Annotated in this window: 16 protein-coding genes and 1 tRNA gene; 9 read left to right on the top strand and 8 right to left on the bottom strand. The window is 69.5% G+C overall.

Going from position 1 to position 22527, the window contains the following annotated elements:
* The 5 genes from ACFWBQ_RS32280 to ACFWBQ_RS32260 all read right to left on the bottom strand — a co-directional run bounded on the left by ACFWBQ_RS32280 (position 1) and on the right by ACFWBQ_RS32260 (position 3601).
* Positions 1-71 (bottom strand) — tRNA-Gln (locus tag ACFWBQ_RS32280).
* 87 nt (positions 72-158) lie between these two features.
* Entirely contained in the window at positions 159-869 is a 711-nt protein-coding gene (locus tag ACFWBQ_RS32275; RefSeq protein ID WP_385505108.1) for an HAD family hydrolase, read from the bottom strand.
* A 215-nt stretch (positions 870-1084) separates the two neighbouring features.
* Positions 1085-2557: a glutamate--tRNA ligase gene (gene gltX, locus ACFWBQ_RS32270; protein ID WP_385505104.1), complete on the bottom strand. Its 1473-nt coding sequence runs from the start codon at positions 2555-2557 to the stop codon at positions 1085-1087.
* Positions 2550-3335, bottom strand: coding sequence for a fumarylacetoacetate hydrolase family protein (locus ACFWBQ_RS32265; RefSeq protein WP_385505099.1), 786 nt, complete (start codon positions 3333-3335; stop codon positions 2550-2552). The genes gltX and ACFWBQ_RS32265 overlap by 8 nt, the downstream gene beginning before the upstream one ends.
* A gap of 83 nt (positions 3336-3418) precedes the next feature.
* The gene (locus ACFWBQ_RS32260) at positions 3419-3601 is read right to left on the bottom strand and encodes a hypothetical protein (protein ID WP_385505093.1); all 183 of its coding nucleotides are present in this window, start codon (positions 3599-3601) and stop codon (positions 3419-3421) included.
* Positions 3602-4181: 580 nt separating this feature from the next.
* Between ACFWBQ_RS32260 and ACFWBQ_RS32255 the strand changes: the two genes are divergently transcribed.
* The 8 genes from ACFWBQ_RS32255 to ACFWBQ_RS32220 all read left to right on the top strand — a co-directional run bounded on the left by ACFWBQ_RS32255 (position 4182) and on the right by ACFWBQ_RS32220 (position 14654).
* A complete protein-coding gene (locus tag ACFWBQ_RS32255; protein WP_385505091.1) occupies positions 4182-7844 on the top strand; it encodes a nitrate- and nitrite sensing domain-containing protein in 3663 nt (1220 codons plus the stop codon).
* Positions 7845-7853: 9 nt separating this feature from the next.
* On the top strand, positions 7854-8267 hold the full coding sequence (locus ACFWBQ_RS32250; RefSeq protein WP_024495006.1) for a roadblock/LC7 domain-containing protein: 414 nt from the start codon (positions 7854-7856) through the stop codon (positions 8265-8267).
* A 135-nt stretch (positions 8268-8402) separates the two neighbouring features.
* Positions 8403-8810 (top strand): DUF742 domain-containing protein, encoded by a 408-nt coding sequence (locus ACFWBQ_RS32245; RefSeq protein ID WP_003966010.1) that lies wholly within the window; start codon positions 8403-8405, stop codon positions 8808-8810.
* Complete coding sequence (locus ACFWBQ_RS32240) at positions 8791-9372, top strand: ATP/GTP-binding protein (RefSeq protein WP_128848843.1); 582 nt, start codon at positions 8791-8793, stop codon at positions 9370-9372. The genes ACFWBQ_RS32245 and ACFWBQ_RS32240 overlap by 20 nt, the downstream gene beginning before the upstream one ends.
* Positions 9373-9721: 349 nt before the next feature.
* The gene (locus ACFWBQ_RS32235) at positions 9722-12925 is read left to right on the top strand and encodes a nitrate- and nitrite sensing domain-containing protein (RefSeq protein WP_385505084.1); all 3204 of its coding nucleotides are present in this window, start codon (positions 9722-9724) and stop codon (positions 12923-12925) included.
* 10 nt (positions 12926-12935) lie between these two features.
* Entirely contained in the window at positions 12936-13349 is a 414-nt protein-coding gene (locus ACFWBQ_RS32230) for a roadblock/LC7 domain-containing protein (protein WP_006127847.1), read from the top strand.
* Between the two features lie 89 nt (positions 13350-13438).
* Positions 13439-14092, top strand: a complete 654-nt coding sequence (locus tag ACFWBQ_RS32225; RefSeq protein WP_385505081.1) for a DUF742 domain-containing protein — start codon at positions 13439-13441, stop codon at positions 14090-14092.
* Entirely contained in the window at positions 14073-14654 is a 582-nt protein-coding gene (locus ACFWBQ_RS32220; RefSeq protein WP_014048542.1) for an ATP/GTP-binding protein, read from the top strand. Before ACFWBQ_RS32225 ends, ACFWBQ_RS32220 begins: the two co-directional genes overlap by 20 nt.
* 100 nt (positions 14655-14754) lie before the next feature.
* Here the strand turns inward: ACFWBQ_RS32220 and ACFWBQ_RS32215 are convergent, their stop codons facing one another.
* The 3 genes from ACFWBQ_RS32215 to ACFWBQ_RS32205 all read right to left on the bottom strand — a co-directional run bounded on the left by ACFWBQ_RS32215 (position 14755) and on the right by ACFWBQ_RS32205 (position 20779).
* The gene (locus ACFWBQ_RS32215) at positions 14755-14958 is read right to left on the bottom strand and encodes an acyl-CoA carboxylase subunit epsilon (RefSeq protein WP_385505075.1); all 204 of its coding nucleotides are present in this window, start codon (positions 14956-14958) and stop codon (positions 14755-14757) included.
* Between the two features lie 71 nt (positions 14959-15029).
* Positions 15030-16613, bottom strand: coding sequence for an acyl-CoA carboxylase subunit beta (locus ACFWBQ_RS32210; RefSeq protein ID WP_385505070.1), 1584 nt, complete (start codon positions 16611-16613; stop codon positions 15030-15032).
* Between the two features lie 284 nt (positions 16614-16897).
* Positions 16898-20779 carry an endo-alpha-N-acetylgalactosaminidase family protein gene (locus tag ACFWBQ_RS32205; RefSeq protein WP_385505066.1) on the bottom strand — a complete coding sequence of 1294 codons (3882 nt, stop codon included), beginning with the start codon at positions 20777-20779 and terminating at the stop codon, positions 16898-16900.
* 356 nt (positions 20780-21135) lie between these two features.
* On the opposite strand from ACFWBQ_RS32205, the gene ACFWBQ_RS32200 reads away from it, so the two are divergent.
* The gene (locus ACFWBQ_RS32200; RefSeq protein ID WP_329207032.1) at positions 21136-22362 is read left to right on the top strand and encodes a glycoside hydrolase family 64 protein; all 1227 of its coding nucleotides are present in this window, start codon (positions 21136-21138) and stop codon (positions 22360-22362) included.
* Positions 22363-22527: the final 165 nt, after the last annotated feature.

The raw sequence follows: 22527 nt of genomic DNA, 5'->3' as shown, positions 1-22527 counted from the left end.
TGGGCTACCAGGACTCGAACCTAGAATGACGGTACCAGAAACCGTAGTGTTGCCAATTACACCATAGCCCACTGAAACGCAACCCCTTGAGGGTTTTTGTTTCTGTCTACGCTTCCCGACCGGAACTTTCGATCCGCTCGGGCGACGCAGGAAGAACATTACCTGAAGGTGTCCGGCGCTCCAAAACGGGTATTGGCTGCCAGCAGCGCGGGCAGCTCGTCGAGCCCGGTGATGCGGACGAGTTCGGGGCGCCCGCCACGCCCTCGCCGGTCCAGCCAGACCCCGGTGAGCCCGGCGGCCACGGCTCCGGCGGCGTCGATGTCCGGCTCGTCCCCCACGTAGACCACCTCGTGCGGATCGAGCTCCAGCGCCTCGCAGGCCGCGAGGAAGGCCCTGGCGTCCGGCTTGTAGACGCCCAGCTCCCGCGCACACAGGAGGACCTCGAAACGGTCGCGCACACCGAGGGCCCGCAGCTTGCGCTCCTGGTGGTCGACGGAGGAGTTCGACAGGATCGCGTGCCGGTGCGTACCGGCCAGCGCGTCGAGCACGGGCACGGTGTCCGGGAAGAGCTCCCAGGAACTCTCGTAGTGCCCGACGTACCGCGTGAACCACGCATCGGCGTCCGCGTCGCTCAGCTCCGCGTCCAGGAACTCCCGGACCCGGTCCCGGCAGTGCGCGTACCAGTCGGACTCCCCGGCGGCGACCCGCGCCCAGTGGACCGAGGCGATGCGCATCCAGCGGTCGTGGTGGTCCTCGTCACTGTCGGCCAGCCCTTCCGCCCGCAGATGCCGCAGCAGGCCGGTACGGTCCGACCCCGCGTAGTCGAAGATCGTGTCGTCCACGTCCCAGAGGACCGCGCGAATCGCCATGTTCCAGAACCTACCCGTCGTGAGGCTTCGCGATGTCGGTCCGCGTCACGTACGACGAGCGGGCCCCGAAGGCCGCGACGGCATCCGGGGCCCGGCGGGCAGAGACCGCCGCACCCGGTCCGCAGACCGGCCCGCACCACGCCCCGCAGGTGCCGTACGCGCACCGGAGGCCGGGCTCCCCAGCGGGAACCCGGCCTCCGGTGCGCGTACGGCCGTTACGCGGCCAGCTTGGCCAGCGCCGCGTCGATGCGGGCGATCGTCTTGTCGCGGCCCAGGATCTCCAGGGACTCGAAGAGCGGCAGACCGACCGTGCGGCCGGTGACGGCGACGCGGACCGGGGCCTGCGCCTTGCCGAGCTTCAGCCCGTGCTCCTCGCCGGCGGCGAGGACGGCGGCCTTGAGCTCTTCGGCGTTCCACTCCGCGGCGATCAGCTTGGCGCGGGCCGTGACGAGCAGGGCTTCGGAGCCCTCCTTCATGGCCTTCGCCCAGGACGCCTCGTCCTCGACGGGCTCGTCCAGGAAGAGGAAGTCCACGTTGGCCGTGATGTCCGAGAGAACCGTGACGCGGGTCTGGGCGTGCGGGGCGATCTCCGCGAACTGCGCCGCGTCGAAGGCCTCGGGAGCCCAGGGGGCGAAGGGGGCCTTCAGCCAGGGGCCGCAGGCCTCGGTGAAGGTCTTCACGTCGAGCATCCGCAGGTGCTCGGCGTTGACGTGCTCGGCCTTCTTCAGGTCGAAGCGTGCCGGATTGGCGTTGACGTCCGCGATGTCGAACGCGGCGACCAGCTCGTCCCGGCTGAAGATGTCGCGGTCCTCGGCGATCGACCAGCCGAGGAGGGAAAGGTAGTTGACCAGCCCCTCGGCCAGGAAGCCACGCTCGCGGTACAGGTTGAGCGAGGCCTGCGGGTCGCGCTTGGAGAGCTTCTTGTTGCCCTCCCCCATGACATAGGGAAGGTGGCCGAAGGCGGGGGTGTCCTTGGCGATACCCAGCTCGATGAGCGCCCGGTAGAGGGCGATCTGGCGCGGGGTGGAGGAGAGCAGGTCCTCGCCGCGCAGGACGTGGGTGATCTCCATCAGCGCGTCGTCGACCGGGTTGACCAGCGTGTACAGGGGAGCGCCGTTGGCACGGACGATGCCGTAGTCCGGGACGTTCTCCGGCTGGACGGTGATGTCACCGCGGACGAGGTCGTTGAAGGTGATCGCCTCGTCGGGCATCCGGAAGCGGACGATGGAGGTCCGGCCCTCGGCCTCGTACGCCGCGACCTGCTCGGCGGTCAGCGCACGGCAGTGGCCGTCGTAGCCCGACGGCTTGCCGGCCGCGCGGGCGGCGTCGCGGCGGGCGTCGAGCTCCTCGGTGGTGCAGTAGCAGTGGTACGCGTGGCCGGCGGCCAGGAGCTTCTCGGCGACGTCCTTGTAGAGGTCCATCCGCTGCGACTGGCGGTACGGGGCGTGCGGGCCGCCGATCTCCGGGCCCTCGTCCCAGTCCATGCCGAGCCAGCGCATCGAGTCGAGCAGCTGCTCGTAGGACTCCTCGGAGTCACGGGCCGCGTCGGTGTCCTCGATACGGAAGACAAGGGTGCCCTGGTGATGCCGGGCGAAGGCCCAGTTGAACAGGGCGGTGCGGACCAGGCCCACATGGGGGTTGCCGGTCGGGGAGGGACAGAAACGTACGCGGACTGGTCCGTTAACCACGCTTGATCACCTTGTTGGTGAGAGTGCCGATGCCTTCGATGGTGACGGCGACTTCGTCGCCGACGTGCAGGGGTCCGACCCCTGCGGGAGTTCCGGTGAGGATCACGTCGCCCGGGAGCAGTGTCATGGCTTCCGTGATGTGGACGACCAGATCCTCGATCGAGCGGATCATGTCGCTCGTACGGCCCAGCTGGCGCTGCTCGCCGTTGACCGTCGCCTGGATGGCCAGGTCGCCCGGGTCGAGGTCGGTCTCCACCCAGGGGCCCAGCGGGCAGGAGGTGTCGAAGCCCTTGGCCCGGGCCCACTGCTTCTCGCGCTCCTGGGCGTCGCGGGCAGTGACGTCGTTGGCGCAGGTGTAGCCGAAGATGACGTCCTTGACACGCTCACGCGGAACCTCGCGGCACATACGGCCGATGACCACGGCCAGTTCGGCCTCGTGGTGCAGTTCGTTGGAGAAGGAGGGGTACTCGATGGCGTCGCCGGAGCCGATCACCGAGGTGGTGGGCTTGAAGAAGGCGACGGGGACATCCGGGACCTCGTTGCCGAGCTCGGCGGCGTGTTCCGCGTAGTTGCGGCCGATGGCCACGACCTTGTTGGGGAGCACGGGAGGCAGCAGCCGGACCTTGCTCAGCGGAACCTTGGTCCCGGAGAGCTCGAAGTCGGTGTACGGGATGCCCTTGATGATGTCGATGACGAGGGCGCCGGATTCGACGGTCCCCTCACCCTCGACCGCGCCGAAGGCGACATTGCCGTCGATGGAGAACCTGGCGATGCGCACGGGATGCTGTCGCCCCTCACTTGCTGGCTGGCTGAAGACTGACGCTCCAGGCTAGCGCGGGTGAGGGGGGACAGCCGCGCGCATCAGCCTGCGGCCGTGGCGGGTGCTTCCATGAGGATGGTGCGGCGGGGGTTGGCCGTCTGGGTGGGCAGGTCGACTGCGTGCTCCGGCTGCTCCGGCGTGTGCAGCGCTGCGGCGTCCTCGAGGTGCGCCAGCGTGGTGCGCCGGGGGTTGGCAATGTTGCGGAACATCATCGTCGTCTTCATCTGCCGTGTGGGCCCTTGTCGCTGGGGCGCCGCCCGGAGGGGCGCCGGTTGACGGATTCGCTATCCCTGTAAAGCGTCAGGCTAAACATCCAATTCCCTGCGGGAGCCGGGAAGAGACGTCGATCATCATGTGAGTTTGCTCACGAAGTTGCCGACAATTGACCCATTGCGGACAGTCGATCACCTGAATCAAAACGGGCATTACGGCACTGAATCTGCCATTCCGCTCCCGATCATGTCGACTAGGACACCGCCCACCCCCAGGGTGTGCACCCCCAATGATCCGTTTTGCCCCTGAACACTCTCCACTGCTTGTTACTTAGCGATCACGCGGTGTCACGCAGGTCACAGCCCGGTACGTGGGCCTTGTTGGAGATCCTCCACTGTGCTGGAATTCCACGCACCGCCGCGGGTTTCAGCGCTCAGCGCGCAGGGGCGCAACGCAGCGCCGAGTGGCGGCGGGAGGGGGAAGTACGCCGGTCACTCACGACCACCATGGGGCGCGTCCAGCGCCCCACGACGCCGACACCGTCCCGCCCGCACACGTGGTGGGACGCCTGGTCCAGAGGTTGCGACGCTAGTGCAGGGACGTTTCAAGAGGGATGGCAGCGCTCCGGCGGAACAGGAGCCGCGCGGCGGGACCGACCGCGGTTCCTCGCCCCAGCACGCCCAGAACCCCGGGCCGGCCGCAGCCGGCAACAGCGGCGACCGCGCGCAGCGCTCGAGCACGACGAGCAGCAGCGGCGCGGAGCCGGCCACGCCTCTCAAACCCGCGGGTCCGATCGGTACCGGCTCACGCATAGCCCTGCGCAACTGGCGCATCAGCACCCGTCTGGTCTCCCTCCTCGCCCTTCCCGTGGTCGCCGCGACCACGCTGGGCGGACTGCGGATCAACGAGTCCATGAACGACATGGAACAGCTGGAGCACATGCAGCTGCTGACCCAGATGACCAAGCAGGCGACCGCGCTCGCCAACGCGCTCCAGGACGAGCGCGACAAGTCGGCCGGCCCCTTGGCGAACAAGGTCGAGGCCACCGACTTCAAGGTCACCGAGCCCCGCAAGCGGACCGACCGGGCCAAGGACGCCTTCCTCGACGCCGCCGACGGGATCAGCACGTCGCAGACCGACGATGCGATGGAAGGCATCCACTCCAGCGTCAGTCAGATCGCCTCCCAGCTCGGCGAGCTGCGCACCATCCGCAAGGACGCCTACGCCCCGGGCACCCCGAGTCTCAGCACCGTCGACCAGTACAGCCAGCTGATCACCGCGCTCCTGGGCCTCTCGCAGGACATGGCGCAGGCGACCAGCAACCCGGACATGATCAAGCGGACCCGTGCCCTGGCGGCCTTCTCCTCCGCCAAGGAGTACGCCTCGGTCCAGCGCGCGATCATCGCCGCGGCACTGCCGAGCGGTGACAGCACCGCCACGCACCTGAACGACAACGACAAGCTGTTCGGCCGCAACGCCCACCGCAAGGAGGATCTGGCCCTCCAGTCGTTCACCTCGACCTACGAGACCACCGGCAACAGCGCCGCCGAGCTGACGGACTCGTTGGAGAACGGCAACCCCGAGATCAAAGCCGCGGACATGTACGCGAAGCAGGTGCTCGACAGCCCGCAGGGCATGGAGGGCCGCAAGGTCCGCACGTACATGGACTGGTACGACCAGAGCTCCAACAAGATCCAGGCCATGAAGACCATCGAGGAGACCCTCCTCGGCGAGATGGAGGGCAAGGCCCGCGAGCTGCGCGAGGAGTCGCAGCGCGACGCCATCCTCAACGGTGCGGTCATCCTCATCGTCCTCGGTGTCTCTCTGGTCGGCGCCTTCGTCGTGGCGCGGTCCATGATCCGCTCGCTGCGGCGGCTGCAGGACACCGCGACCCGGGTCGCCCAGGACCGGCTGCCCGAGCTCGTCAAGCAGCTCTCCGAGACCGACCCGCAGGACGTCGACACCTCCGTCGAGTCGGTCGGTGTGCACTCCCGGGACGAGATCGGCATGGTGGCCGCGGCCTTCGACGACGTGCACCGCGAGGCGGTCCGACTGGCCGCCGAGCAGGCGCTGCTGCGAGGCAACGTCAACGCGATGTTCACCAACCTCTCGCGCCGCAGCCAGGGCCTCATCCAGCGTCAGCTCTCGCTCATCTCCGAACTGGAGTCGCGCGAGGCCGACCCGGACCAGCTGTCCTCCCTCTTCAGGCTCGACCACCTCGCGACCCGTATGCGCCGTAACGGCGAAAACCTTCTCGTCCTCGCGGGCGAGGAGCCGGGCCGCCGCTGGACCCGTCCGGTGCCGCTGGTCGACGTGCTCCGTGCCGCCGCGTCCGAGGTGGAGCAGTACGAGCGCATCGAACTGGCCGCCGTGCCCGCCACCGAAGTGGCCGGCCGCGTCGTCAACGACCTCGTGCACCTCCTCGCCGAGCTGCTGGAGAACGCGACGTCGTTCTCCTCGCCGCAGACGAAGGTCCGGGTCACCGGTCACGCGCTGCCCGACGGGCGCGTTCTCGTCGAGATCCACGACACCGGTATCGGCCTCTCCCCCGAGGACCTCGCGGCGATCAACGAGCGGCTCGCATCGCCGCCCACCGTGGACGTCTCCGTGTCCCGCCGCATGGGTCTGTTCGTGGTCGGCCGCCTGTCCCTGCGTCACGGCATCCGGATCCAGCTGCGGCCCTCCGACTCCGGCGGCACGACCGCGCTGGTCATGCTGCCCATGGAGGTCGCGCACGGCGGCAAGCAGCCGCAGTCCAAGCAGGGTCAGGGCCCGCAGGCCGGTGCTCCCGGTGGTCTCCTCGCCGGTGGCAACGGCTCCGGTGCGGGCGCCGGTCAGCGTTCCGGGCTCGCAGGTGCCCCGGCGGCTCCCGCCAAGGGCCTCGGTTCCGGTCCGCAGCGCGGGCAGGTGGGCGCGGGCTCAGGTCAGCGGGCCGCACTGCCCGCGCGCGACGGCGGCGGCCAGCAGGGCCCCGGTGCACCCGGCAACGGTCCGCAGGGCCCCGGCCGTCCGAACCAGGGCCAGCCGGAAGCCCCGCGCCAGGGCGGCGGGCTCACCGGCGCCTTCGGCGGCGGTGCGCGCATGGGCGCGCCCCGCCAGCAGGACTCTCCCGGCCGCGCGGACTCGGGCCAGCCCAACCTGTTCGGTCACTCGGGTCCGCCCCAGTCCGGTCCGCAGGGCCAGCCGGGCCGCCAGAGCGGTCCGCCCGCCCGGCAGACCCCGCAGCCGCAGCAGGCACGGCACGACCAGGGCGGCTTGCAGCAGCCCGGCGGCCCCGGCCGTCAGCTGCCGCCGTCCGGCGGTCCGCGGGCCGAGCTTCCCGGCGGCAACCCGCAGCCGCAGCGTCCGCAGAGTGCGAGCTGGGGCGTCGAGGAACAGGGTGCCTCCCGGCGTACTCCGCCGGACTCGCCGCGCGGTCACGAGGAGCCGGACTCCGGCCGGTTCGCCCGCCCGGGCAGCTCCGGTCCCCACCAGCCGTTCACCGCGCCGAACCAGCGTCCGCCGATGAACGACCGCCAGGGCCCCGGTGCCACGGCCGAGTTCGCCCGCCCGGACTTCTCCGCGCCGCAGGCGCCGCACATACCGGACCCGGCGAGCACCGCGCAGTTCGCCCGCCCCGACTTCGACGCCCCTCTGCCGCAGAACCAGCAGATGCCCGCCCCGCGTCGGAACGACAACGCCGACTTCGGTGCACCGCGTCCGCCGGTCCAGCCCGCGGGCGAGCCGCCGCGCCGCCCGGCGCTGCCGCAGCATCCCGAGGCGCTGCCGCCGGCCGGTCCGGGTGACGGGCGTACGCCGCTGTACGACACGCTGGAGACGAACTGGTTCCACGGCCCGGGGCACGGCGGCTCGCAGCCGCCGGCAGCCGAGCCGCAGGCACCGGCGGCTCCGGAGCCCGTCGGTAACCCGGCTCCGCCCATGCCCAGGCGTGGCGCGGCCGATGCCGGCGTCACGAGTTCCTGGCGCGCCTCGCCCAACGACGAGCTCGTGCGCCAGGCGGAGCGGGTCAAGAAGCCCGCTGCGGGCGGGATCACCACCTCCGGGCTGCCGCGCCGGGTTCCGCGTGCCAATTTGGTGCCGGGCACTGCTCAGCAGCAGAATCATCAGTCCGGACCTCAGGTTTCGCGTGCGCCCGATGACGTACGCGGCCGTCTGACCAATCTCCGCCGGGGCATCCAGCAGGGACGACAGGCCAACAACGGCTCGTCTACCGGCAGTTTCCAACTCGGCCCCACTCACCAGCAGGAGCGTTAGTTGAGCCCCATGAGTCAGGCCGCGCAGAATCTGAATTGGCTGATCACCAACTTCGTGGACAACACCCCAGGTGTGTCCCACACGGTGGTGGTTTCCGCGGATGGCCTGCTGCTGGCGATGTCCGAAGGTTTCCCGCGCGATCGCGCCGATCAGCTGGCGGCAGTCGCCTCCGGGCTGACGTCGCTGACCGCGGGTGCCTCCCGGATCTTCGAAGGCGGCGCCGTGAGCCAGACCGTCGTGGAGATGGAACGCGGGTTCCTTTTCCTCATGTCCGTCTCGGACGGTTCGTCTCTGGCCGTCCTCGCCCATCCGGATGCGGACATCGGCCTGGTCGGGTACGAGATGGCACTCCTCGTCGACCGCGCGGGGACGGTACTCACCCCTGACCTCCGCGCCGAACTACAAGGCAGTCTGCTCCACTAGGCGGCCATGCAGCGGACACCTGACACGATCCCCCCAGCTACTACTCGAAACCCTCACCCGTCCGGCCGCCTCAGACCCCCCCACCGGCCCTTTCCGACGGCAAGGCGACACCCTGCTGTCACGCCCGGAGGATTCATGACCCCGCCACCCGCCTCACCTGATCCGTACGGCGCACTGCACCACGCGTCGTACGACGGTGAAGGCGACCAGCCGCTGGTCCGTCCGTACGCAATGACCGGTGGCCGGACCCGGCCGCGGTACCAGCTCGCGATAGAGGCGCTGGTCAGCACCACAGCGGACCCCGCTCACCTCGGGACGCTGCTCCCCGAGCACCAGCGGATCTGTCACCTCTGCCGCGAGGTCAAGTCGGTGGCCGAGGTTTCGGCCCTGCTGTCCATGCCGCTGGGTGTGGCCAGGATCCTTGTGGCGGACCTGGCGGAAGCCGGCATGGTGGCCATCCACCAGCCGGGCAATGGAGAGGCCGGCGGCGCGCCGGATGTGACACTGCTCGAAAGGGTGCTCAGTGGACTTCGCAAGCTCTAGCGGCGGGACGGCCCGCGCAACCACCTCGGCGAAGATCGTGGTGGCAGGGGGCTTCGGCGTGGGTAAGACCACGTTTGTCGGTGCCGTTTCGGAGATCAACCCGCTGCGCACCGAAGCCGTGATGACGTCCGCATCCGCGGGCATCGACGACCTGACCCACACCGGGGACAAGACCACCACGACGGTGGCCATGGACTTCGGCCGCATCACCCTGGACCAGGACCTGATCCTGTACCTCTTCGGTACACCGGGCCAGGACCGCTTCTGGTTCATGTGGGACGACCTGGTCCGCGGCGCCATCGGCGCCGTCGTCCTCGTCGACACCCGCCGCCTCGCCGACTGCTTCCCCGCAGTCGACTACTTCGAGAACAGCGGCCTCCCCTTCGTCATCGCCCTCAACGGCTTCGACGGACACCAGCCCTACACTCCGGAAGAGGTGCGCGAAGCCTTGCAGATCGGGCCCGACGCACCGATCATCACCACGGACGCCCGTCACCGCGCGGACGCCAAGAGTGGTCTGATCACGCTGGTGGAGCACGCGTTGATGGCCCGGCTCAAGTAGCGCGAAGTCGGTTTTGATCTACGGAAGTTGCAGTAGTCAAGCGGGGGCGGCCTGTGTCCTTTGACACGATCCGCCCCCGTGTTCATAACATTTCGACAGACAATTGGCTCCGCATCAATACCCGACGCATCCGAGCAGTACCACTGTGCTCACATGAGCCCCGCCTTTTGACGGGGCTCGTTCTTTATGCCCGTTTTATCTGAGGCGTGTGCCACCCGGAATCAGGCATTCCGACTGTTTGGAACGCGGCCGGTCCGCGTGCTGCAATGCGTCGAACTACCGAGTAATACGCCCCTGAACGAATAATCCGGCACAACGTAGGTGCCGACGCCGAGAGGTTGTTGGTCGAGTGAGGCGAAGCAACGAGGGCTCCGCGGCGCAGCCGGAGCGGGGCAACTTCACCCCGCCGCCGCGCGCTGCGGTGTCGCCTTCGGACACGTCCGAGGCGGAACCGGCAGGTGGCAGCACCAGTCGGCTGTCCCCGCGCAACTGGCGGGTGCCCACCCGGCTGAACGCGATTCTCCTGATACCCGCGCTGGTCGGCCTGGTCATGGGCGGCTTCCAGGTGAAGGGGTCCGTCGACAGGTGGAACGAGGCCCAGGACGCCGAGAGGACGGCGCAGATCGTCCGCGCGGCCGCGGAGTACGGTCAGGCGCTGCTCGACGAGCGTGACCTCACCGCCCAGCCGTTGCTGTCCAACGAGCGCACGGCCCCCGAGGTCGAGGACGCCCGCGCCACCACTGACGAAGCGGCGGCGAAGTTCGACACCGCCGTACAGGGCATGCCGGACAAGGAGGGGCTGGACCGCCGCCTCAAGCTGTTCAAGGTGGAGGAGCCCCTGCTCCCCGAGCTGCGCAAGGCCGCCTACGCCGAGGCGATGGACCCGGTGAAGACGGAAGAGGGCTACACCAAGGTCCAGCACTCGCTGATGGAGTTCTCCAACGAGCTCGGCCTGGGAAGCAGCAACATCACCACCTATGGCCGGACCGTCTACGCGATCGAGCTGGCCAAGGCTGCTGAATCGCTTCAGCGCTCGATCGGCATGCACCTCCTGGTGCGCCCCAGCCAGAAGGAAGCCACCTTCGACGCCCAGGTCAAGGCGTTCGGCTCGTACAACTACCTGGAGCAGATCGCCCTCGGCGAGTTCGTCTCCGGTGGTACGGAGGCCGACGCGGCCCGGCTCAAGGAAGTCATGGCCGGCAAGGCCGCCGAGGGCGCCAAGCTCCTCAAGGCCGCCAAGGCGCAGGCCGAGGCCACCGGTCAGCCCTTCGTGGCGCCGCCGAGCATCGACGGTTCGGTCTTCGACGGCATGGCCCAGCAGATCGGCCAGGGCCAGCGCCCCCAGGATCTGAGGAAGAAGGGGATCACCCCTGAAACCTGGATGGCCGCCGCCACCGCCAAGTTCGACGGCTACACCACTGTTGAGGACGAACTCGTCGACAAGGCCGTCACCGAGGCCGCGGACATCTCGTCCAGCGCCCGGAACGACGCCATCGTCAACGCCGCCATCGTGATCATCTCGCTGCTGGCCGCCTTCATCATCGCGGGTCTCATGGCCCGCCAGATGAGCCGCGCGATGCGCCAGCTGCGTACCGCCGCGTTCAGTATCGCCGAGCAGCGGCTGCCGATGCTGGTCGACCAGCTGTCGCGGACCGAGCCCGGCCGGGTGGACACCCGTGTGCAGCCGATCCCGATCAACACCCAGGACGAGATCGGCGAGGTCGCCCGCGCCTTCGACCAGGTGCACCGCGAGGCGGTCCGGCTCGCTGCCGAGCAGGCCATGCTGCGGGGCAACGTCAACGCGATCTTCACCAACCTCTCGCGCCGCAACCAGTCGCTCATCGAGGGTCAGCTGACCCTCATCACCGACCTGGAGAACAACGAGGCCGACCCGGACCAGCTGGAGAGCCTCTTCAAGCTGGACCACCTGGCGACCCGTATGCGCCGCAACGGCGAGAACCTCCTCGTTCTCGCCGGCGAGGAGCCCGGCCGCCGCTGGAACCAGCCGGTGCCGCTGGTGGACGTCCTGCGGGCCGCCTCCTCCGAGGTGGAGTCCTACGAGCGCATCGAGCTCACCGGCGTACCGGAGAGCGAGATCCACGGACAGGCCGTCACCGACCTCGTCCACCTGCTGGCCGAGCTGCTGGAGAACGCCACCACGTTCTCCTCGCCGCAGACGAAGGTCCGCGTCACCGCGACCCGGCTGCCCGACGGCCGCGTCATGGTCGAGATCCACGACAAGGGCATCGGCCTCACCGCCGAGGACTTCGCCGACATCAACCACAAGCTGGCCAATCCGCCGACCGTGGACGCCGCGGTGTCCCAGCGCATGGGTCTGTTCGTGGTCGGCCGGCTTGCCGACCGGCACGGCGTCCGCGTCCAGCTCCGTCCCTCGGGCGAGCAGGCGGGCACCACATCTCTGGTCATGCTGCCGGACGCGATCACCCATGGTGGCGGTGGCGAGTCTGCGCCGCAGGGCGACTTCACCGTCTCCTCGATCATTCCCGAGCAGCAGCAGCCGCAGCCCTTCGAGCTGCATCCCCACCACACCCCGATGCGTACGGCGGCGGAGCTCGGCTTCGACGACTCGCGGTACGAGACCCCGGCGGCGGACTCGCCGCAGCTCGACCCGGTCGGCCGCTCTCTGATACGTGAGGAGCGCCGTGCCGCGCTGGAGGCGCAGACCGGCGGCGAGCGTCCGGCGTTCCAGGACGACGGAGCGGGTCAGCAGGGCTACGGGCAGGACCAGTACGGCCAGGAGCAGTACGCACCCGAGCAGTACGCCCCGGAGCCGCAGGGCTACGCACAGCCCGGATATGACGGCGGCTACGAGCAGTACGGCACCGAGGGGGGGTACCAGCAGCCGCAGCAGCAGCCCCAGCAGGGCGCCTATGCGGAAGCCTCGTACGCCGCCCCGGAGGCCCAGCAGGAGCAGTACAGCGATCCGTTCGCCCCTCGGACCGACCAGACCCACCAGGGTGATTGGGCGGATCAGGGTGGCTATCAGGGCGGGTACGAGCCGCTCGCGCAGCCCCAAGCGGAATCTGTTCCGAGCGCACCCGCCGAGCCGCAGGAGCGCGTAGGCTTCGACCGGTCGGGGCCCACCCCGAACAACGGCCAGGACCTGACGAACGCGGGTCTCCCGCGCCGCGGCGCCGGCCAGCAGCACTGGCAGCCCACCGGCCGCGGAAACGATCAGCCGGTCGCAGCGGAACAGCAGCAGCGACCGCCGCAGCAGGAACAGCCGCCGCAGACAGCGTCCGCGAACGGCGACGGCCCCGCCGACTGGCGCTCGGCCAACGACGAGCGCTGGGAACGGGCCGAGAAGCTCAAGGATCCCAAGGCGGGCGGAATCACCCCGTCAGGGCTCCCCCGGCGCGTACCCAAGGCCAACCTGGTCGAGGGAACGGCGGAGCAGACCCAGCAGGGCGGCCCACAGGTCTCCCGTGCCCCCGAGGACGTACGCGGCAGGCTGAGCAAGCTGCGACGTGGTGTTCAGCGGGGCCGTGACGCGGGGTCGGACACAAGTAATACCTACAACCAGGAGCGTTAGTGTGAGCCCGATGAGCCAGGCGGCGCAGAATCTGAACTGGTTGATCACCAACTTCGTGGACAACACCCCTGGGGTGTCGCACACGGTGGTGGTCTCCGCCGACGGACTCCTGCTGGCGATGTCCGAAGGTTTTCCGCGCGACCGCGCCGATCAGCTGGCGGCAGTCGCCTCCGGTCTGACGTCGCTGACCGCGGGTGCCTCCCGGATCTTCGAGGGCGGCGCCGTCAACCAGACCGTTGTGGAGATGGAGCGAGGATTCCTCTTCATCATGTCCATCTCTGACGGATCCTCGCTCGCCGTCCTCGCCCACCCGGACGCCGATATCGGTCTGGTTGGGTACGAAATGGCACTTCTCGTGGACCGTGCAGGAAGTGTTCTCACCCCGGATCTTCGCGCCGAGCTCCAGGGAAGTCTTCTTAACTGACAGACAGACAGTGCGTTTCTCGTCACCGCGCCATAAGGTGCGGTGGCGCGGCACCACTGGGATGGCGACCGGCAGTCGGAGGAGGAAACGTGGCAGCACCCACAGGCGGACACCCGTACGAGGGTGGTCGGCGGGTTCCGGGTGAGCAGGGTGACAACCGCTTCAACCGCCCCTCCATGCCCGGCATGCAGGGTTCGCAAGAGCCTTATCAGCCTTATCAGCCCTACCAGCAGCCCCAGCAGTCGCCGCAGGGCGCGCAGGGGGGCGGCTGGCCGCAGCAACAACCCCAGCAGCCGGGGTCCGGGTGGCCGCAGCAGCAGCCGCCGCAGCGCTACGACGCACCTCCGTCGCGCATCCAGCCGGTTCAGCGGCAGGCGCCGGAGCCGTCGAAGCCCGCGGCGCACAACCCGCTGGTCCGGCCGTACGCCATGACCGGTGGCCGGACCCGGCCGCGGTACCAGCTCGCCATCGAGGCGCTGGTCAGCACCACGGCCGATCCGTCGAGGCTCCAAGGGCAGTTGCCCGAGCACCAGCGGATCTGCCGGCTCTGCATCGAGATCAAGTCGGTCGCCGAAATTTCGGCCCTTCTCTCGATACCCCTCGGCGTTGCCCGGATCCTCGTCGCCGACCTGGCCGAGGCCGGACTCGTCGCTATCCATCAGCCCGGCGGCGACGAGGCCGCCGGCGGCCAACCAGCCGTGACACTGCTCGAAAGGGTGCTCAGTGGACTTCGCAAGCTCTAGCGGCGGAGCAGCCCGCTCCACTACCTCGGCGAAGATCGTGGTGGCAGGGGGCTTCGGCGTGGGTAAGACCACGTTTGTCGGTGCCGTTTCGGAGATCAACCCGCTGCGCACCGAAGCCGTGATGACGTCCGCATCCGCGGGCATCGACGACCTGACCCACACCGGGGACAAGACCACCACGACGGTGGCCATGGACTTCGGCCGCATCACCCTGGACCAGGACCTGATCCTGTACCTCTTCGGTACACCGGGCCAGGACCGCTTCTGGTTCATGTGGGACGACCTGGTCCGCGGCGCCATCGGCGCCGTCGTCCTCGTCGACACCCGCCGCCTCGCCGACTGCTTCCCCGCAGTCGACTACTTCGAGAACAGCGGCCTCCCCTTCGTCATCGCCCTCAACGGCTTCGACGGACACCAGCCCTACACTCCCGACGAGGTGCGCGAAGCCCTGCAGATCGGGCCCGACACCCCCATCCTGACGACGGACGCCCGTCACCGCGCGGACGCCAAGAGCGCGCTCATCACGCTGGTCGAGCACGCGTTGATGGCCCGTCTGCGCTGAGGCCGCCGCACACGGAAGGCCCCGCACTCCCTCGGGAGTGCGGGGCCTTCTGTGTGTCCGGGGATCCCAGGGGGCCCGGAAGTGGCCTGCAGGGCCGTTCTCAGCCCTGCCAGCTGTGCGGGGCACGGAAACCGGGGGTGCGCTCCAGTCGGCGCCATCCGGCGGTGTTACGGCCTCGGTGGGCGGGCGCGTCGGGCTGGGCGGCAGCGCGTGCGAGCAGGACCGCGGTGATGGCCGCGAGCTCCTCGGGGCCGGCCTGGCCCTTCTCGACGCGCAGCACTGACTCGGCGGGAGTGGCGCTCATGGTGTCTCCGTCTTCTGGGCGTTCTGGGCAGCTGGTCACGGACGCCTGCGGGGTTGCCGCGGCGGCTGCGACTACTGCGGGGGGTTGCCGTGCTTGCGGGACGGCAGATCCGCGTGCTTGTTGCGGAGCATCGCGAGAGAGGCGATCAGCACCTCACGCGTCTCGGCGGGGTCGATGACGTCGTCGACCAGGCCGCGCTCCGCGGCGTAGTAGGGGTGCATCAGCTCCGCCTTGTACTCCTTGACCATGCGGGCCCGCATGGCTTCGGGGTCCTCGGCGTCCGCGATCTGACGGCGGAAGATGACGTTGGCGGCGCCTTCGGCGCCCATCACCGCGATCTCGTTGGTGGGCCAGGCGTAGGTGAGGTCGGCTCCGATGGACTGACTGTCCATGACGATGTATGCGCCTCCGTAGGCCTTGCGAAGGATCAGCGAGATCCTCGGCACGGTGGCGTTGCAGTACGCGTACAGGAGCTTCGCGCCGTGCCGAATGATTCCACCGTGCTCCTGATCGACGCCGGGCAGGAAGCCGGGTACGTCCAGCAGAGTGACGAGGGGAATGTTGAAGGCATCACACATCTGGACGAATCGCGCGGCCTTCTCGGACGCCTCGATGTCCAGGACACCGGCCAGCGACTGCGGCTGGTTGGCCACGATGCCGACGACCCGGCCGTCGAGACGGGCCAGGGCGCAGACGATGTTGCGGGCCCAGCGCTCGTGGATCTCCAGGAAGTCGCCGTCGTCGACGAGCTCCTCGATCACCTTGTGCATGTCGTACGGGCGGTTCCCGTCGGCCGGGACCAGATCCAGCAGGACGTCGCCGCGGCGGTCGGCCGGGTCGTCGCTCGGTACGACCGGCGGGTTCTCCCGGTTGTTGGACGGCAGCATCCCGATCAGGTAGCGGACCTCGGCGATGCAGGTCTCCTCGTCGTCGTACGCGAAGTGCGCGACGCCCGAGGTCTCGGCGTGCACATCCGCGCCGCCGAGCCCGTTCTGGGTGATCTCCTCACCGGTGACCGCCTTGACGACGTCCGGTCCGGTGATGAACATCTGCGAGGTCTCACGGACCATGAACACGAAGTCGGTGAGGGCGGGGCTGTAGGCCGCACCGCCCGCACACGGGCCGAGCATCACGCTGATCTGCGGGATGACACCGGAGGCGCGGGTGTTGCGCTGGAAGATCCCGCCGTACCCGGCAAGCGCGCTCACGCCCTCCTGGATACGGGCGCCGGCGCCGTCGTTCAGCGAGACCAGCGGAGCACCGGCCGAGATGGCCATGTCCATGATCTTGTGGATCTTGGTGGCGTGGGCCTCGCCCAGCGCGCCGCCGAAGATCCGGAAGTCGTGCGCGTAGACGAAGACCGTGCGGCCGTCGACCGTGCCCCAGCCGGTGATGACACCGTCGGTGTACGGCTTCTTGGCCTCCAGGCCGAACCCGGTCGCCCGATGGCGGCGGAGCTGCTCGACCTCCTTGAACGTACCGGGGTCGAGCAGCAGCTCGATGCGCTCCCGGGCGGTCAGCTTGCCCTTGGCGTGCTGCGCCTCGGTCGCCCGGTCGCTCGGTCCGCGCCGCGCCTGCTCGCGCAGGGCCAGCAGTTCGGCCACCCGGCCACGCGTGTCACTCGGCTCGCCCGGGATTTCGTCCACAACGGTCATGCATCGACCCTACGAACCCGACCGAGAGAATCGTGCCGTCGACTCCGGACAGTCTCCTGCCCCGTTTCCTGGTGGCACCTGACAGAACGGGCGCACCATGCAGCCCATCTGCCAGCGTGCGGGGCTCTCCCGTTGTGGGGCTTCCACAAAGGGGGGTATGTGGTGTGCGGCACATCGAGGGCTGCGCGCCACGCCGCGGATCCACCACCTCGGCGGACGTCGCACCCACCATGGCAGGGGGCGGAACCGGAACCGGAACCGCCCCCTCGCTCGCTCCGCTCGGCTCAGCTACCGCAGTGGAAGCGCGCGCTGCCCCAGTCGGCGTGGTCGTTGCCGTTGTCGTCGCCGCCGTCCGCGACGGCCAGCTCGACGTACTTCGCGCCGGTGACGTCCGCCTGGAGCTGCCACGCGGTGTCCGCCGCCTTCAGCACGGGTGAGGTGACCTTCTGGGTGCCGTCCGCCGTGACGGAGAACCGCACACTCCCGCGCGAGGTCTGCACATCGTCCACACCGACCTCGGCGGTGAAGGAGGTGCACTTCCCGCCCAGGTAGTAGCGGACCTTCGCCGGGGCGTGGGTGCCGAGGCCCTTCTCGTACACGGCGCCCCCGATCTTCAGCGGGGTGCCGTCGCCGGCGCCCGTCCCCCCGTTGGAGAGGTCGCGCTCGACCGGGCCCCAGCCGTTCTCCGAGGCCGTCCAGTCCAGGTCACTGGCCCAGCTGTCGGTGACGGGCGGCGGGGGCAGGGTCCGCACGGTGGTCTTCGCACCCAGGGTGCGTGCGGTGCCGTCCACCGTGTACGAGGCGGCGGCGCTCAGGTCGTACGCCTTGTACTCCGCGTCCGCGGGCGGGGTGACCTGCCAGCTCGCCTCGGTCTTCGCACCGGGTGCGACCGAGTCGAAGGTGATGACGCCGGCCGGCTGTGCCGTCCAGCCTCCGGGGAGGGTCAGTCCGGCCTCGACACCGGTCGCCGCCGTTGCCTCATGGTTGGTGAAGGTGGCCTTCACCGTGGTGGCCGCTCCGGGCTCCAGTGCCTGGGTGCCGGCCGTGACGACAAGCGTGGCGCAGGCGGCGTGCTCGCCCGCCGGGGCCGGTCCGAGATCGGTCACGGTGAATCCGTCGAGCACGAAGTCGGCGCCCTCGGGAGCGTCGCCGCGCTTGCGCAGCCCGGTCCAGGTGTCTCCGCAGCCCGCGGTGACGGTCTCGGTGAAGTGGCCGGTGGTGAGCTGCCGGCCGATCGGCGTGGTCCGGGTCTCGGTCGAGGCGGGGGCGCCGTCCGGGGTGATCCGGTCGTATCCGTCGACCCACTCGTAGGCACCGACGTGGCTGGACTGGTAGTCGTACTCGACCTTGTAGCGGCGGCCGTCGGTCATCGGGACGGTCCACGGTGCGGTCCGGTAGACGAGGCCGGTGTTCTCCTCGTGGGCCTTGAGCGACTCCTTGCCGCCGAGCACGTCGTCGACCAGCTTGTCGTTCCAGCCGGCCTGGGTGTACGGGGCGTGCAGCTGGGAGATGCTGGTGCGGGGGTCGGTGGAGCCGCCCGCGTCGCCCTTGAGGAAGGGGCCCCAGCCCTGGTCGACGTCTTCGAAGTCCTCGTACACGACGGTGTCCGGCTTCGTCGCCGGGGCGTTGGCGACGATCCGTACGTCGTCGGCCCGCACGGTGGCCGTGCTGCCCTTCGCCGCCTCGATACGCAGGGTGGTGCGGCCGTCGGCGGGGGCGGTGAAGTTGACCTTGGCCCGCTGGAAGTACGTACCGTGCCGGTCGGACGCGGCGACGTTGTCCTCGGCGGTGGACCGGTCCACGACGACGGACTTCCCGCCGGCCGAGAGGGTGGTGTGCCGGCTCCTGCCCGGCTCGACCTCGATGAGCGCGGAGGCGGTGTAGCGCGTGCCGGGCTTCAGGCCGGTGATGCGCTGGGAGAGCGCGGCCGTGCCGGAGCCGGAGAGTTCGGCGCTGTTGCGGCCCTGATCGTCGGTGTCGCGGGTGGCGGTGCCGGTCTGCGACCAGTCGTCGAGCCCGCTGTCGTTGAAGCCGGGGTCATCGACCGGGGTGTTCTCGCCCCACCGCGGGTCGGCGGCCTTCGGCGCCCTGTCGGGGTAGAGGACGTAGGGCTGTCCGGCGGTGGCCGTCAGCGTGATCCTCCCGTCCACGGGCCGGACGGTGCCGGTCTTGACGCGGCCGTTGTCGGTGAGCTTGTAGACGGTGTACGCACCCTTGCCGGGCACTGCCCAACTGCTGCTCCCGCCAGCCTTGTTGTAGTGGTAGAGCTTCTTGCCGCCGTCCCACGGCAGCAGGTAGCCGGTGCCGCTGAGGACCTTGCGGCCGTGGTCGTAGAAGGTCCGCGTGCCGTCCTCGACCGTGCCGCGCACCCCGCCGGTGAGCGTGATGTCGTTGCCGTCCCAGCGGGTGATCTTCTGCTGCTGGAGGTACTTGGCGGGGAGGTTCCTCTCCCAGATGTTGGCGTAGAAGGCGTTCCAGTCGGTCTCGCCGGTCCAGCCCTCGAAGTCCTCCAGCGCGGTCTGGCCGAGGACCGGGTCGTTGTTCCAGATGTCCTTCTCGTCGTTGCGGATGAAGCGGATGATCTGTGAGTTGAGGCCCTTGTTGGTGGCCCCGCCGTAGTCGAGGTCATTGGCCCAGTGGGACCAGAGCGAGCCGCGCTCGAACTTGTCGGCCCATTCGGTGCCGACGTTCCAGCCCTGCTGCTGCACGGCCCGAAGGGTCTTGTCGGCGATCCAGCCGTGCGAGTAGTAGACGTCGATGTAGAGGAAGCCGAGGTTGTCGTCGGTCTCGTCGCGCAGCTGCTGGAAGCGCTTGGCGAGGTCGCCGCTGTTGATGTCGCGGCGCTGGTCGATGTAGTAGCTCTGGTTGAGCCAGTTCCAGCCGGGCCTGGTCCTGTCGACGAGCTTCTCGTCGAACGCGTTCGCCTCGGGGTAGGACTCGGTGGCGTTGACGTGGACGCCGAAGGTGGCGCCCCACTTCCTGCCGTCCTTGAGCAGTGCGTTGAGGTCCTTCAGGCCGCCGGCCCGCTTGTTGTAGTTGCCGCCGTAGTCGGGGTGGGCGGAGTCGTGCCCCTCGGAGCCGTAGCCCTTGAGCACCGCGAGCTGGCTGAGGCCGTCGGTCGCGAGCGAGACCCGCTTGACGTCGTCGAGGGTGCGCAGGAAGGGGTGGGTGGCCTGGCTGGCGAAGTTGAACGGGATGTGGGTGATGACCCGGTTCGCGGTGTCCTCGGAGCCCGGCGCCTCGATTCCGATGGACCGGAAGGCCACGGCGCCGTCCTGCCAGTTCACGGTCTTGTCGCCGTTGGCGTCGGGCGTGACGACGACCTTCGCCCAGGGCAGGTCCGCCCCGCTCTCCGGCTTCGGCGCGCCGTCGCCGCGGTAGGTCCACTGGCCTGACCACACCCCGACCCGGACACTGCCGTCGCCGGCCTTGCGGGCCTGGTGCCAGAAGCGGGCGTCGTCACCGCCGGTGGCGCCCGCGGGCTTGTCGTACGTGGAGTTGGACTCGATGGCGGCGGCCAGGGCGCCGGTGTTGACGATGGCGTACGAGGCGCCGAGCGGCGCGCTGTCCGCGGCCGTCTCCGCGGTGACGTCCGCGAACACGTCGGCGGTCTTCGTGGAGTCCGGGTCGAGCCGGGTGAAGGCCGTGGCGGCACCGGTCTCGGTGGAGCCGACGGACACCAGGTCGTGGCCGGGTATGTCGATGGTGCCGACGCGGAAGGCCTCGGTGTCACGGACGGCGGCCACCTTGAAGGTGGTGGTGCGTCCGGAGACGGAGAGCAGGGCGTCGATCTCCACGCCGGGCAGGTCGCCGAAGGTGAGGGTGTAGCGGGCCGTCCCGGCGGTGAACTGCGGTGCGCCCTTGAGCCGCACGGGGTGTGCGGTGCCGTTGAGCGTGACGGCGGTGACCGGCTGCGTGCTGCCGGTCAGCTGCGCGCCACTGGCCCGGTCGGTGTATGTCAGGACGCGCGGGAAGTCCTCGGCGACAGATACGGAGAGCTGCTCGGACGCGATGACGGCGCCGGCTGCGGCGGGGGCGGCCGCGGCGGGGGCGGCCGCGGCGGGCGGAAGGTCGGTGGCTGCGGCAGGGAGCGCGGTCCCCACGAGGGCCAGGACGGCGGCTGAGGCGGCGGCGACTGCGCCCGCCGAAGGGAATCTTGACGACATGAGGACTGAGTAATCCCCCGGCGTCGACAGGGTCAACGTCATACCGCTCAGAGGGACTTACCAGTCCAACAACCGCCGCCCTTAGTCCAAGAGCGGTACGGACGGGCACGCCGCATTGCGCGTTCAGTTCGTGTTCACCGCGAGCACTCGACTATCGACCGACGGTTGCGAAATGCCGCTTCGAACCGTCGAGTTGTGAAGAATCTCGATTCTTGAGAGCGCTCTCAGTCCTAACTCTTGACGCTCACGGCACCCGTGGTGAGAGTGGTGCGCACCGCAGACGGCCCCACCGCACCACCTCCCCGCCCCACCCCCCATGACTCCGTCTGCGGCCCCCCACACCTCGGGAGTTCTTCATGATTTCGCGCAGAATGTTCCTGACGGGCGCCGCCGCCTCCGCGACCGCGCTCACCTATCCGCTCTGGGGCAGCGCCCTGAGCCCGCGTACATCGGCCGCACCCGCAACGTGCGAACTGGCCCTGGAGAACCGCTCCCTGCCGGGCACCGTCCACGCGTACGTCACCGGCCACGAGCAGGGCACCGACCGCTGGGTGCTGCTGCGGGCCGACGGCAGCGTCTACCACCCGGACTCCCCGGGCGCACCGCAGACCCCGCTCCCGGTGGACTGCGCCATCCCGCTGAAGCCCGCGGGCGCCGGGCCTGTCGTGCTGACGCTGCCTCAGATGTACGGGGCGCGGGTCTACTTCGTACGCGACGACAAGCTGGACTTCTACCTCAACCCGGGCCCCTCGCTGGTCGAGCCGGCGTTCGCGACGCCCACCGACCCGAACTACGGGCGGACCTGGTCGTTCTGCGAGTTCACGTTCAACCCGCAGCAGATCTACGCGAACATCAGCTACGTCGACCTGGTGACCGCGCTGCCGATCGGCCTGACCCTGGAGGGCGACACCACGCACACCGTGGCGCCGCTCCCGGACGGCGCGGTGCAGCGCATCGCCGACGATCTGACGGCGCAGGCCGCCGCCGACGGGCAGCCCTGGGACAAGCTGGTGACGCGCGGCTCGGACGGGAAGGTCCTGCGGGTCGTCTCGCCGCAGAACCTGATGGCGCCGTTCTTCGACCGGCCGAACGAGATGCCGTTCCGGGATCTGTTCACGGCGCAGATCGACGAGGTCTGGGAGAAATACCGCTCCACCGACCTGCGGATCGACCTCCAGGGCGGCCGGGGCACGCTCGCGGGCCGGGTAAGCGGCGACACCCTGACGTTCGAGGGCGGTCACACCTTCGTCAAGCCGACGTCGAAGGACATCTTCACCTGCAACCACGGGCCCTTCACGAACAACCCGGGTGACTCCGACGACAAGAAGGCACTGCTGGCGAGGATCGCGGCGGGCTTCAACCGCTCGATCATGCTCAGCCACCCCCAGCAGCCCAACGGCACCACGGTGGCGGACTACTACAAGGGCGCGGTCACCAATCACTGGTCGCGCGTCGTCCACGCGAACTCCCCGATCGGGTACGCGTTCCCGTACGACGACGTACGCCCGGACGGCCAGCCGGACGTCTCCGGGGCGGCCCACGACGGCAACCCGCGGCGCTTCACGGTGAGCGTCGGTTCCTGACCGGCGGACCCGGGCCGCTCGCCTTCGCGACACGGCGGGCGGCCCGGCCGGGGGGGGGGGCCCCCCCGGGTGGGCCGGGCCCCCGGCATGGTATTCGGTGGCTTACCCCCCCCACGCGTGGGCGGGGTTTTGGGCCGGGCCCGCCGCCCGGACCGCCCTGGAGCG

It is taken from the genome of Streptomyces sp. NPDC060035 (genome assembly GCF_042736635.1).
Taxonomy (GTDB): domain Bacteria; phylum Actinomycetota; class Actinomycetes; order Streptomycetales; family Streptomycetaceae; genus Streptomyces.
This window is presented reverse-complemented; position numbering and strand designations above follow the sequence as displayed.